The 12,213-nt window shown below is 44.9% G+C and carries 12 protein-coding genes; 7 read left to right on the forward strand and 5 right to left on the reverse strand.

Annotated features, from left to right (window positions below; genetic code table 11):
* The coding region (locus AB4Z17_RS27350; protein WP_441963301.1) for an HAD-IA family hydrolase at window positions 1-445 on the forward strand (445 nt) is incomplete at its 5' end.
* Between the two features lie 68 nt (window positions 446-513).
* Here AB4Z17_RS27350 and AB4Z17_RS27355 read toward each other — a convergent pair.
* Complete coding sequence (locus AB4Z17_RS27355) at window positions 514-1,701, reverse strand: ROK family protein (protein WP_441963303.1); 1,188 nt, start codon at window positions 1,699-1,701, stop codon at window positions 514-516.
* Between the two features lie 282 nt (window positions 1,702-1,983).
* Between AB4Z17_RS27355 and AB4Z17_RS27360 the strand changes: the two genes are divergently transcribed.
* Both AB4Z17_RS27360 and AB4Z17_RS27365 read left to right on the forward strand, forming a co-directional pair.
* The gene (locus AB4Z17_RS27360; RefSeq protein WP_441963305.1) at window positions 1,984-2,631 is read left to right on the forward strand and encodes a GntR family transcriptional regulator; all 648 of its coding nucleotides are present in this window, start codon (window positions 1,984-1,986) and stop codon (window positions 2,629-2,631) included.
* A gap of 46 nt (window positions 2,632-2,677) precedes the next feature.
* Entirely contained in the window at window positions 2,678-3,847 is a 1,170-nt protein-coding gene (locus AB4Z17_RS27365; protein WP_441963307.1) for a helix-turn-helix domain-containing protein, read from the forward strand.
* Between the two features lie 97 nt (window positions 3,848-3,944).
* On the opposite strand, the gene AB4Z17_RS27370 is transcribed toward AB4Z17_RS27365, so the two are convergent.
* Window positions 3,945-4,850: an RraA family protein gene (locus AB4Z17_RS27370; protein ID WP_441963309.1), complete on the reverse strand. Its 906-nt coding sequence runs from the start codon at window positions 4,848-4,850 to the stop codon at window positions 3,945-3,947.
* A gap of 231 nt (window positions 4,851-5,081) precedes the next feature.
* On the opposite strand from AB4Z17_RS27370, the gene AB4Z17_RS27375 reads away from it, so the two are divergent.
* The 4 genes from AB4Z17_RS27375 to AB4Z17_RS27390 are packed head-to-tail and all read left to right on the forward strand — an operon-like array spanning window position 5,082 to window position 9,272.
* Entirely contained in the window at window positions 5,082-6,035 is a 954-nt protein-coding gene (locus tag AB4Z17_RS27375; protein WP_441963311.1) for a carbohydrate ABC transporter permease, read from the forward strand.
* Window positions 6,032-6,862: a carbohydrate ABC transporter permease gene (locus tag AB4Z17_RS27380; protein ID WP_441963313.1), complete on the forward strand. Its 831-nt coding sequence runs from the start codon at window positions 6,032-6,034 to the stop codon at window positions 6,860-6,862. Before AB4Z17_RS27375 ends, AB4Z17_RS27380 begins: the two co-directional genes overlap by 4 nt.
* Before the next feature lie 38 nt (window positions 6,863-6,900).
* Window positions 6,901-8,247 (forward strand): ABC transporter substrate-binding protein, encoded by a 1,347-nt coding sequence (locus AB4Z17_RS27385; RefSeq protein WP_441963315.1) that lies wholly within the window; start codon window positions 6,901-6,903, stop codon window positions 8,245-8,247.
* 23 nt (window positions 8,248-8,270) lie between these two features.
* On the forward strand, window positions 8,271-9,272 hold the full coding sequence (locus tag AB4Z17_RS27390; RefSeq protein ID WP_441963317.1) for a mannonate dehydratase: 1,002 nt from the start codon (window positions 8,271-8,273) through the stop codon (window positions 9,270-9,272).
* Between the two features lie 164 nt (window positions 9,273-9,436).
* Here the strand turns inward: AB4Z17_RS27390 and AB4Z17_RS27395 are convergent, their stop codons facing one another.
* From AB4Z17_RS27395 to AB4Z17_RS27405, 3 genes are all read right to left on the reverse strand, one after another.
* The gene (locus AB4Z17_RS27395; RefSeq protein ID WP_441963319.1) at window positions 9,437-10,825 is read right to left on the reverse strand and encodes a mandelate racemase/muconate lactonizing enzyme family protein; all 1,389 of its coding nucleotides are present in this window, start codon (window positions 10,823-10,825) and stop codon (window positions 9,437-9,439) included.
* Between the two features lie 67 nt (window positions 10,826-10,892).
* A complete protein-coding gene (locus tag AB4Z17_RS27400; RefSeq protein ID WP_441907602.1) occupies window positions 10,893-11,678 on the reverse strand; it encodes an SDR family NAD(P)-dependent oxidoreductase in 786 nt (261 codons plus the stop codon).
* A gap of 21 nt (window positions 11,679-11,699) precedes the next feature.
* Window positions 11,700-12,213: SDR family NAD(P)-dependent oxidoreductase (locus AB4Z17_RS27405; protein ID WP_441963320.1), on the reverse strand; the 514-nt coding region annotated here is incomplete at its 5' end.

Genomic DNA, 12,213 nt, shown 5'->3' on the forward strand with positions numbered 1-12,213 from the left:
GCTTGATGCTGTGCATTTTAGCGAGCGCTACGTTCATTACTTGGGAGAGGGCTCTTTCTTAATCGAAGGCTCGGATGTTCTTATTCAGCAGGTTCTTCATAATGGGCATCGCATTGCAATTATCACAAATGGGATCAAACAGACACAGCATAGTCGAATTGGCAGGTCTGCTTTAGCTCATTCGTTCGAGCATATTATCGTTTCTGAGGACACTGGTTTTTCGAAGCCGCAATCGGGAATTTTTGATTTTGCATTCGAGAAGCTGAATCTGATCAATAAGTCAAAGGTGCTTATGGTCGGTGATTCATTAACATCTGATATCCAGGGCGGCCTCAATTATGGCATCGATACATGCTGGTACAATCCGAAGCGAAAGCCTAATCGTACAAGCATTATTCCAACGTATGAAATTCATCATTTAAACGAGCTGCTTCAACTACTTTAAAAAAGCTGTTATCGCCATAGCCTAGAAACAAGAACGATGCAGGCGACAGCCAGCATCGTTTTTTGTTTCTAATTAAGTTCCCAATCCTGCAGCAGCATAATGGCTGCCCCGGCGGTAACGGCATCCTCAGTCAGCTGTCCTTGCGAAAATTTCGGTTCATATTGCGGTGAATAATAAATGTTGCTCCGCGCAACTTGAATGACAGTTTCATAAATCGTTTTATCTACATTGACGAGCGGGCCGCCTAATATCACAGCCTCGGGATGCAAAATATTGATGAGATTGGCGATTCCAATGCCGAGATAGGTAGCCGTTTGTAGAAATTGCTCCGTAATGAATGCATCTTTTTGCAAATATGCTTTCCGCAAAGCGTCAAATTGAACTTCCTMTGGCGGAATGCCCATTAACGTACTTGAACGGCCAAGCTTCAGTTGAGAGCGTATTTTCTTCTCCAACGCAGGAATCGAAACAAGCGCTTCAAGCGCGCCATAATTTCCTTCGTCGCCAAGCCTTGGACCATCGGTCTGAATGATCATTTGACCAAACGAGCCTTCCATATCTACTGCGCCTCTAACGATTTGTCCGCCTGACATCATCGAGGTACGCAGACCAACTCCCGCATGAACATAAAGCATGTGTTCAACCTCTTCATTGCGCAGCGCCCAATGCTCGCCAATAATAGCTGTGTTCGCTCCATTATCGAGCAGGGCAGGCATGCCAAGCCGCTGTTCCAACCAGTCACAGATGGGAACATCGATCCAGCCTCGTGCAGGAAAATAACGGGGTTTTAGCATAACGCCATCTTCACGGCTCAATGGGCCAACGGCACCAATTCCAATTCCAATCACTTTGTTGCGATCAATGTGAAAGTCACTCATCATACGCTCAGCAATTTGAGTGATTTTGCCCACAAGCGTTTCTGGCGTCATTCTTTCATCCATCTTCCATCGTTCAAACGCGAGCGGTTTTAAATTCAAATCATATAAACCGATAGAGGAGGAGAAGCGGGATATTTCTAGCCCAAACACAGCACGATGATCTGGATTGACGCGATACAATATAGGCTTTCGCCCGCCTGTAGAACGTCCCAGCTCTGAAGCAAGAATTAGACCATCCGTTAGCAGTTCCTCCAGCAATCTCGACAAGCTGGTGGATGTTATCGTTAATCGCGCCATTAAAGCAGCTTTGGAAACGAGTCCATCGCGAATAATGAGATCAAAAACTTGTTTTTTTATTGTAGGTACTTTTACATTCATATTTGAATCTCCATTTGTCCAAGTAATTATATCGGATATTAATCAATCTCTATTATATGCTCTAGGAATTTGCATGACTAGACAAAGTCTTAAAATATTTTATAAGTCATTTTAATCTTATGTTCCATTCGTTTTGATCAGATGCTTATTCAGAACCAAGCCGCAGTATATTTGTCAGTTTTCGACAAAATAATCGGTTGTCAGAGATGGGAATAAGTTCTATAATCTTGTTACAAAGCAGATTATCGATAATCGATAATCGGAAACGGAGAAGTGAATGTTATGTTTGAGAACATGTCAATTCCTTCGGTTAGCTCCATTAGTGATCAGGTTTACACAGCATTAAAGAAGGAAATTCTAGCAGGCGAGCTGCAGCCGGGAGCTAGGTTGCTCGTTCTTGAGATTGCAAAGAAATTCAACATCAGCCAAGCACCGGTTCGTGAGGCGCTGGAACGACTGAAATCAGCAGGATTTAGTACGAGCATCCCCAACAAAGGCTCAATTGTTTCATACATAACCGACAAGGAAATAAAAGATATTTTCGAGCTGAGAGAGATCATAGAAGGTTTTGCGGTACGGCAATCTATGAAGCAGCTAACCGAAAATGATTTTAACTATTTAGAAGATCTGATTCGTCAAATGGATCTTGCTCATGAGCAAAACGATATTTTGAACATATTAGAGCTTGATATGGAGTTCCATGGCTTTTTTTATAGACGCTGCGATAACCATATGATTCTCGATCTTTGGAATCGGATGCGAATCAAAGTGATGCGGTTCATGGCTATTTCCAATCGTCATTACTCCACAGAAGAGCTGGCGGATTGGCATCTGCGACTCGTAGACGTTCTACGCACTGGCGACGCTGCACTAGCAGAAGAAGCCTTTACTTTGCATATGCACTCTTACAAAATGATTCATCTCAATTAAAGTCATTCATTTCACAAGTCGACCTTACAAGAGGGGGAAATGGAGAATGTTAAGCGAGGGGTTATTATTTAAAGAAGATGTCATTCTTACGTGGATGAGGGAGCGTTTCTTGCGAAACCTGGTGTCTAATGCCCGTGCAATGAAGTCGGATTTAAAAGAAAGCTTATCCAGGCTTCAGCTTAATCCCTATTACACTTTTCCTGTTATGGCTTTGGCAGAACCGACGATCGCTTTTGAAGATGAGCATGAGAAAATCATTTATTTGGAGCAAATTCGGGATTATATGCAAAAAAAAATGACCGAAGGCTGCGTCGTATTTGTGGATGAGGAGGGCAGAATTGGCATGCTTTTCTCATGGGTATCGAAGGAATCTATCGAGAAGATGCAGACTATGCTTAAAGAGCATTTTCTTCATTCCTTTAATGTCGGAGTGGGCAAACCATGCAGTCAATTATATGATATTGTTCATTCCTATCGGCAGGCTGCGCGAGCGCTGCAGTATAAGTTTTATAGTGGTACGGGCAAAATCAATTATTTCAGCGAGCTAGGACGCTCGGAATCGCTGCAGCAATACCCGTCAGATAAGGAGAAGCAGCTTTTTGACGTTTACAAAGCCGCAGAGACAACCGCAGAAATTGAAGAGAGTGTTCATCTATTTTATGCTGAGCTGCTTCATGATGGACCGATTGAAACACAGAGCGTATATGATGTGACCGTTAGGCTTCTAGTCGGAATAGAAAAACGAGTGTTAGCAGAGACAGAGCATGTTAGCATGTATGAGCGGTTTGACGTAATGTCGATCGTGAAGCTTGCGACTTTGGATGAAATTAAACAGTATGTCATTCATTTTTTAATTGGACTGAAAGAGGTATTCTCGTACAACCAGAAGGAGAGCCACCGCAGCATTATCAAAAAAACGATTCATCATATGGAGCAGGAATGCCAATATGTATCCTTGCAAAGTGTGGCACAGAAAGTGTATATGACGCCAACCTACTTAAGCCTGCTATTCAAAATGAATACAGGAAAAACGTTCATCGAGCATTTGACGGACATTCGAATGGATAAAGCGAAGGACATGCTAAAGAGCACCCATTACAAAAATTATGAGGTAGCAGAGAAGGTCGGCTACCAAGATCCGCGGTATTTCAGTCAAATCTTTAAGAAAAAGGTCGGGCTCTCGCCTAGTGAATATCGGGAAACGATTGGTAAATAAAAACAGCTCATATGAAAAAGGACTCTAGCGGCGGATGATCCAGCTAGAGTCCTTTTTCATATAGTTAAACCACAATTGCTAGTTTCAAACGGATTGCCTAAAGCCGAACATCGCTTTGCGGTCCGTTTCGATCCCTCATTTGTGCTTCCTCAAGCTCAGCATCCCAGTTTAGATGACGATATTCCTCGGCTGCGGCATCATTTTCGAACCAGTTCAAGAAATCTGTCCACAGCGCATCGTCCCATCCGGCATCAATTTGTGCTGTCGAATATACGCTGTCACGCAGTCTAACGAAACCAAATACATCACGTACTTGGGACTTCTCCGCTTGTACGACCGTCAGCTCAGCTAAGTGAGGCGGAATAAAAATAACGCCAGAAGGAGTGCCGAGTACTATATCGCCAGGCATACAAATAGCCTTGCCAATTCGTGTTGGAACGTTCATGCCTACCATTGTAACGTCCGCAATCGCTGTAGGATCGCTGCCGCGATAATATACATTGATATYGTCAATTTCTACGATTTGTTGATTATCGCGAATACCGCCCCAAATGACAGCACCGCCGCGCTTCGTGCGTGTGGAAATAGCTGTAGATAAATTCCCGCCTACGTATGTGCCGAGATGCACTTTATCAAACATATCCACTACTGCGACATCATCTTCTACAAGCGAATCAATAACCCATTGGTTGAAAAAGCCTTTTCGATTTTCTTGCTCATGTCCATAATTAAGCAGAGCTTCATGCAGATCAGGTCGTTTAGGCACCATTACAGCTGTAACAGCGCGTCCAACCATTATTTTATTCGGATGGATAATTTTGAAATCACCTTCAAACTGAAAGGCATAACCTCTGTTCCAGAGAGGGCCCCAAGCCTCCTCCAAAGTGATTTTGCGCATGCGCCTTAGAACATCTTCGGATACTTTAGGACGTCCATTCGAAAAGCGTTCACCCTCCCAAAGCGGCGTAAGCTGGATCATATCTTCCGGATTGTCAAATTTCATCTGAGCACCTCTTTCGCAATAGTGTGTTTGAAGGCTGCTGTTATTTGCTTTCTAAGTCTATTGTTAGGGACATTCACATATTTGTCGATGCGACTTTCTTAAGGTATTTATGGGGAAATCTATGAATTTTTCACACTATATAAAATCAAACAATTTCATAATTTCTTCACCTTCATTCATGTAACCGCTTTCGTATAAAGTAAAGGAACATTATCTAGGAAAGGGGACGAGATGATTAGAGTGAATACAGAGACTGTTATACCTAAACGAAAGCAGGCAAAAACGAAGCGCAAACAGCAAGGAGCTGCTCATTTAGCCGGATACATTTTTATATCCCCTTGGCTAATCGGTTTTTTGCTGTTGACGCTTTGGCCCATTGCACAATCGTTTTATTTGTCATTTACCGAATATTCTTTGCTGGARGACCCGATATGGACCGGCACGGACAACTACACCAAAATATTTACTGGTGATTCCACTTTCACGAAATCTCTAAGCGTGACGTTTATGTTTGTATTATTCTCCGTACCATTAAAGCTGTTTTTCTCCCTTATGGTCGCATTGGCACTTAATAAAAACATTCGAGGCATGAATATTTATCGGACGGCAATTTATTTTCCATCCTTAATCGGAGGAAGCATTGCAGTAGCAGCGCTTTGGCGCAATATGTTCGGGATAGACGGTTATATCAACCAGGTGCTCGCTTGGTTTGGGATTGAGGGGGTAGGCTGGATATCCAATCCGGACACCTCGCTTGGCACATTGATTTTACTCAATACGTGGCAATTCGGATCAACGATGGTAATTTTTCTAGCTGGGCTTAAGCAAGTGCCGCAAGAGCTTTATGAATCAGCCTCTGTAGACGGAGCCGGCAAGGTAAGGAAGTTTATAAGCATTACGCTGCCGATGCTCTCGCCGGTTATGTTCTTTAATCTCGTGCTGGGCATTATCGGATCGTTTCAAACGTTTACCTCAGCGTTCATTATCACAAAGGGCGGCCCTATTAATTCAACCTATATGTACGCCATGTTCCTGTACGAGAAAGCGTTCAAACATTATCAGATGGGCTATGCGTCTGCACTTGCTTGGATATTGCTCACAATTGTTGCGCTTCTCACGCTTATTAACTTCGCAGCCTCGAAATATTGGGTGTTCTACGAATCAGATGGGGGGAAAACCAAATGAATTCGCTGCGTTTGAAGCTGACGAGCCATTTGTACCTATCCCTTTTCTCTATTCTGATGCTGTATCCCGTCATCTGGTGGGCAGGAGCCTCTTTAAAAAAGACAGAGGAACTCAGCTTGCCGACGATCTGGCCGAAGATACCCATGTGGAGCAATTACTGGGATGGCTGGCACTTCTCATCGGAATATACATTTGCTCATTTTTTTGGCAACACACTGCTTATGGAGCTGGGCAATGTCATTGGCGGCGTTGCCACGGCTGCGATTGTAGCTTATGGCTTCGGAAGGCTAAACTTCAAGCTTCGCGGCTTCTGGTTTTCCATCTTACTGCTTACCATGATGCTTCCAGGACAGGTAACCGTTGTCCCGCAGTACATTTTGTTCAACAAGTTAGGATTTGTGGACAGCTATGTACCGCTCGTGCTTCCGCATTTTTTCGGAGGCGGCGCATTTTTTATTTTCTTGCTTGTGCAATTTATTCGCGGAATCCCGAAAGATTTGGATGAGGCCGCAACGATTGATGGAGCAAGTGTTTACGGAATCTTTTGGAGAGTGATCCTGCCTCTTCTGAAGCCCGCACTTGTTACCGTAGCTATCTTCACCTTTATATGGAGCTGGGATGACTTTTTTGCACAAGTGCTTTATTTAAGCTCCGTTGACAAATTTACTGTTGGGCTGGCACTGCGAATGTTCATCGATCAATTCGACATTCAGTGGGGGCAATTGCTAGCCATGTCCTTGCTGTCGATCTTTCCTTCGGTAATCATCTTTTTCTTTGCACAGAAGCATTTTGTCGAAGGAATTGCTACTACAGGATTAAAAGGGTAAGTCATTTCATTTCACAAAGGAAAAGGGGATGTAAGAAGATGAACAAAAACGGGTCAAGAAGCTTGGGGCTGTTAATGCTGGCATTACTGCTCGTATTGACCGCTTGCAGCGGAGGCRGAAGCAGCAATGGAGGGAAGCAAACGAATGAAGGAACGAAGAGCACAGCAAAGCCGGACGATGCTGGCGGCAAAGAAGCTGGCGCCAAAACAACACTCAGCATTATGTGGTGGGGGCCGGATGCCCGGCACGAGGCCACAAAAAAAGCGTTAGACATTTACTCCCAGCAAAACACGAACGTATCTTTTAAGCCGGAATTTATGGCATGGGATGCATTCTGGCAAAAGCTTCCGACACTTGCTGCTTCGAAGTCAATAACAGATGTACTGCAAATGGATGCTGCGTACATTCAAGAATATGTATCGCGCGGTCAGCTAGAGGATCTCTCTGACATTGACCTAAGCGGCATTGTTGATCCATCCGTTATTTCTAATTTGCAAATAGATGGAAAATTGTACGGTATTCCACTCAGTCAGAATGCGCAAGGCTTAGCTTATAACAAAGCGGAGCTGGAGCAATACGGGATCACGCTTCCGCATAAGGATTGGACTTATGATGAATTTTTTCAGTGGGCAAGAGACGCTCGGGCGAAGCTGCCTGATGGGAAATATCCGATAGGTGATACAACCACTTGGGACAGCTTCAACTATTACCAAACGTCGATGGGCAAACCGCCCGTTATGTCCGATGGCGGGAAAACATTTACGCTTGATAAGGATTTGTTTATGACCTTCTACCAAACGTATGAAGAGTTCCGCAAATCAAAAATCGTACCTCCAGCAGAAAAAGCCGCTTCATTTCTGGAAAATGATCCGCAAGCTGATCCAATGGCATCCGGTGTCGTAATGACAAGAGGAGCAACAACCGGTTCTGTCAGCGCTTTAGAGCAGCTTATGCCAGGAAAGGTAGGCGTAGTGAATCTTCCTGTTGGTCCTGCTGGTGGCGGCTGGGCGCAATCAACCATCTTCTTAAGTGTAAGCGCGAATTCCAAAAACAAAGATGAAGCGAAGAAATTTCTGAGATGGTTCGTTACCGATAAGGATGCAGGCAAAGCGCTTGGTCTCACACGCGGCATTCCGATCAACCCTGACATTTATAAAGAGCTCGAGCCGACACTTGAGGCTAAAGATAAGCTCGGCAAAGAAATATATGACCTTTCACTAGACAAGGCTTTGCCGTTCTATCCGCCTGCAGCAGGCTTCTCCGAATGGGTTGATACGTATAAGAAGGAGATGGAGGCAGTAACCTTCGGCCAGCAATCGATTGAAGATGCCTACAAGAAAATAGACAAAATGGGCAAGGAATTGGCAGCAAAAGTGGCTGGTTAATAAACTATGGAGGTGGTATCTGGATGCAGCTAGCAGAGTTTTTTTCATCGCAGCCAGCAAGATTATGGCTTTTGGCAAAGCAGCTTGGCATTGAATACGCAGTTGGAGGGCTTCCATGGGAAGAAAAGCAGGAGAAACCATGGGATTTGATGCCGCTTATTCGCATGAAACAGAGGTATGCTGATGCTGGACTTACGCTTAACGTGATCGAATCCATGCCACCAAGCAATGAGATTAAGCTTGGAACGGCAGGAAGAGAAGCCGAGATCGAAGTGTTCCAGCAATTTATTACGAATATGGGTGCAGCCGGAATTCCTGTTCTTTGCTACAATTTTATGGCTCAGTTCAATTGGTTTCGAACATCGACCACCACACKGACGCGGGGCGGAGCACTAGTGTCCAGCTACGATCACAGCCTTATGAAGGACGCACCGCTTACCGAGGCTGGCCTTATTAGTGAAGATCAGCTTTGGGAAAATCTTCAATACTTCATGGAGCAAATCGTCCCTGTTGCAGAGAAAGCAAAAGTGAAGCTCGCGCTGCATCCCGATGATCCTCCGATCACACCCATTAGGGGGGTATCACGTATTTTGACAAGTGCAGCTGCCCTGCAGCAAGCGATTGATTTAGTTCCAAGCGCCTATAATGGCATTACCTTATGCCAAGGAACACTCGCAACGGCTGGAGAACATATTCCGAGCGTCATCCGCCATTTTGCAAAGCAGGATAAAATGTTTTTCGTCCATTTCCGTGATGTGAAAGGAACGCCGGAAAAGTTTGAGGAAACGTTCCACGATGACGGGCAAACCGATATGCTCGAGGCGATGCATACGTACTATGAGGTAGGCTTTAACGGGCCAGCAAGGCCAGATCATGTGCCGACGATGGAAGGCGAGGATAATGYGAATCCCGGATATGAGCTGTTGGGACGCTTATACGGTATCGGTTATATCCGAGGTTTAATGGAGGCAGCTGCTGCTCGATTAACAAATGAAGCTAAGACGAGTGTTAACATTTCGGGATAATCTCCATACGTTCATAAAGCAAGCACCTTCAACTCCACATATCGTGTGGAACTGGAGGTGCCTTTTTTAATGCTCATCTTTTCTCAAAGCGCAATCGATGCATCAAACATGAAAAAACGGAACGCTATTAAGCGTCCCGTTTTGATCCCCACAGTATTAACATACTAGCTCCAAAGCCGATCATTGGAATGGTAATGATTCCAATTGTCCGTATGCTCCCACAGTCCTGGGATTTTTGGATGCAGATGCTGTGCGAGTACCTCATCGTTCAAGTCGTCAATGCCCAGACCAGGCGCATCTGTCATATGAATGAAGCCATTCTGAACGAGCTTGTTCGGAAGCTTGCTGCTAATGATAATATCATCCCACCATGGCACCTCACAGGAATGATACTCTAACGCCATAAAGTTCTCTGTCGCTGCTGCTACATGTGCTGCTGCGAGACAGGCGATAGGACTCTCAGCCATATGGATCGCCATGGCCACACCGTATTCCTGTGCCATATCACCAATTTTTTTCGTTTCCAAAATGCCGCCAGTCGTCAGAACGTCTGGATGAATGACCGACACCCCGCCAGCTTGAAGCAGCGGCCTGAAGTTTTCTTTCAAATAGATATCCTCACCTGTACATATCGGCGTTGCAACAGCACGCGCGAGCTTCGCATACTGCTCGGTATACTGCCATGGAAGCATATCCTCCATCCAAGCCAAATTAAATTTATCGACGCGGCGGCCAAGCTTAATGCAATCTTCAAGACCGATATGACCAAAGTGATCTACAGCAAGCGGAACCTCATAACCAATTACAGCGCGTACATCCGCCACATATTGCTCCAGCATATCAAGCCCTTTATCCGTTACATGAATCGCCGTGAAAGGATGGGGGATGTTGTGAATATCATAATGTTGATTTCGGATATCACGAATTTCCTCTTCGGTTAAGGTGTCTTGGTTTGCACTGTAACGGTTTTTGGAAGCATTTCGCATTTCATCAATGAAGCCTATCGGAGCACTTAAAGTACCTGGCTCATTAATAATTTGACCGATGCCAAGATCCATCTTTAGGAAAGTGAAGCCTTCCTCCATACGCTTCTGAAGCGCGAGTCCCATGGCGGTGCCGGTATCCTTGCCGACGACCTCGGTATCGCAGTACATTCGAATTTTGTCACGGAACTTGCCGCCGAGCATTTGATAGATCGGTACGCCATATGCTTTTCCAGCCAAATCCCATAAAGCGATTTCAAGCCCGCTCACACCACCGCCTTGACGGGCATCACCGCCAAACTGCTTAATGCGGCGAAAAAGCTTATCGATATTGCATGGATTTTCGCCTAATAACCGACCTTTCAGCATTTGTGCATAAACTTTATCAGCTCCGTCACGTACTTCACCAAATCCGATTAGGCCTTGATTCGTATACACTTTAATCAAGCTGCTATGAAACGGCCCGCCTACAATATCGGTGAAGCGAATATCCGTAATCCGAAGCGCGGAAGGGCTTGCATGTTTGCTCACATGGGCTAACGTTTCTTCAAAAGAAGGATTGTTGGACACGAAAGGTCACTCCTTGTTTATAAGTTAGGTTTGAAAGATGTTGCTCTCATTCATTCATCTAGCTAGGTTAGAGCAGCATGCTGCCGCCATCGAGTCGAATGGCTGAACCGGTCATGAATTCGCTTTCATCGGATGCAATGAAGCAAACGAGCTGAGCTACGTCGAGTGGACGGCCAACACGGCCAAGCGGGAATTTATCATGTATAGAGCGGGTCGTGTTTTTATGCTTCTCGACGTCCTCGGCGGACATGATTGGCTTCGATTCTCGGGCACTTTGCTTGCCGACATCAACGGCTCCTGGCTCAATCGTATTAACGGTAATCCCATACCTTGCAAGCTCAATTGCGCTTTCTCTGCCTAACATGCGAATACCGCCCTTGGTCATGGAATATACGGCATCGAAGTCGGTGGGGCGCTTGCTATGTACAGAAGACATATTAATGATGCGTCCTGACTGCTTTTCCTTCATATAGGGAACGACGGCTTGTGTGCATTGCCAGTAACCTTTTAAATTAATGTTCATCATGCGATCGAAAGAGGCTTCATCATGCTCAAAAAATCCATAATTCAGCTGCAAGGCCGCATTATTAACCAAAATATCAATGCCGCCATAATGTCCAGCAGTGGTGGAGACCATCCGTTCGATTTCATCTTTTTGCGAAATATTCGCTTGCACGATCATCGAGCTTCCACCGAAATCATCGATCATCTGTTTGGTATGAAGCGCACCAGCATCGCTCTGATTATAATGAATGGCAACCATAACCCCGCGCCGTGCAAGCTCGATTGCAACGCCTTTGCCAATTCCTGTTCCGGCGCCGGTAACTAAAGCGATTTTGCCAACGATACTCATTATTCACCTCCATACCGGCGATTACGGTTTTTTCATTTTGAAATTCATATAATGAAGCAAAAAACCGCCATCCAGCCTTATATCTGCACCATTAATGAGCCTCGCCTCGTCGGAAGAGAGAAAATTCACAAGCTCGGCAACATCGTCATTGCTGCACAAAACAGCATTAGGCACCTTATATTCGTAATCGTTGTACAAGGTGGATAGATGACTGTGAAACAACTCATCATCGCCAGCAATAGAACCCACTTCAATGGTATTGACACTGATCCCATATCGACCTAACACAAGAGCTGCTTCTTTGGACAGCATTTTGACTGCACCTTTTGCAATACTGTAGGTAAACGCTGAACCAGTCGGCTTCTCGGCATGAATGGAAGAGACATAGATGATTTTCCCAGCTTGCTTCATCATCATTTGTTTGCCGAAAACTTGCGTACAAATAAATGCGGATTTGGCGTTTACTGCGATGCTTTGCTGAAAAAGCGCTTCATCTCCATCTTCAATTGTGCTTGGAGAAATCTCATTATTGTTG

The organism is Paenibacillus sp. TAF43_2 (genome assembly GCF_052113545.1).
Lineage (GTDB): Bacteria > Bacillota > Bacilli > Paenibacillales > Paenibacillaceae > Pristimantibacillus.

Coding starts and splice junctions, on each gene's coding strand:
- AB4Z17_RS27360 (WP_441963305.1), top strand. CDS start 1,984: ATGTTTGAGAACATGTCAATTCCTTCGGTTAGCTCCATTAGTGATCAG.
- AB4Z17_RS27365 (WP_441963307.1), top strand. CDS start 2,678: ATGTTAAGCGAGGGGTTATTATTTAAAGAAGATGTCATTCTTACGTGG.
- AB4Z17_RS27380 (WP_441963313.1), top strand. CDS start 6,032: ATGAATTCGCTGCGTTTGAAGCTGACGAGCCATTTGTACCTATCCCTT.
- AB4Z17_RS27400 (WP_441907602.1), bottom strand. CDS start 11,678: ATGAGTATCGTTGGCAAAATCGCTTTAGTTACCGGCGCCGGAACAGGA.